This window comes from Mycobacterium sp. pUA109 (genome assembly GCF_041287095.1).
Taxonomy (GTDB): domain Bacteria; phylum Actinomycetota; class Actinomycetes; order Mycobacteriales; family Mycobacteriaceae; genus Mycobacterium.
In genome coordinates this window covers 1-499 of record NZ_JBGGKS010000062.1, presented here as the reverse complement: position 1 = coordinate 499, position 499 = coordinate 1, and the positions used below count along the sequence as shown (strand labels likewise).

Here is a 499-nt window from a genome sequence, read left to right as displayed (position 1 = left end):
ATGCCTACGCGTTTTATGACCGATCCGCACCAGATGCGGGCCATGGCGGGCCGCTTCGACGTGCACGCCCAAACCGTTGAGGATGAGGCCCGCAAGATGTGGGCGTCCTCGACCAACATCACCGGGGCCGGCTGGGGCGGAACCGCCGCCAACACCTCCTACGACACCATGGGCCAAATGCAGACCGCATTCCGCAACATCGTCAACATGCTGCACGGGGTGCGCGACGGACTGATCCGCGATGCCAACAACTACGAACAGCAAGAAGCCGCCTCCCAGACCGCACTGAGCAGCTAAGGAACCCCCACATGAGCATCAACTACCAATTCGGCGACGTCGACGCCCACGGCGCCCTGATCAAAGCCCAAGCCGCCTCCCTAGAGGCCGAACACCAGGCCATCATCGCCGACGTCCTGGCCGCCGGAGACTTCTGGGGCGGCTCCGGGTCGGTGGCCTGCCAAGAATTCATCACCCAACTCGGGCGCAACTTCCAAGTCAT

At 63.3% G+C, this 499-nt stretch carries 2 protein-coding genes; both read left to right on the top strand.

The annotated features are described in order from the left end of the window. Positions 1–297 carry a WXG100 family type VII secretion target gene (locus ACAG26_RS27675; protein WP_071023654.1) on the top strand — a complete coding sequence of 99 codons (297 nt, stop codon included), beginning with the start codon at positions 1–3 and terminating at the stop codon, positions 295–297. Positions 298–308: 11 nt separating this feature from the next. Next, positions 309–499 (top strand): WXG100 family type VII secretion target (locus ACAG26_RS27670; RefSeq protein ID WP_370486272.1); only part of this gene is annotated, 191 nt, incomplete at its 3' end.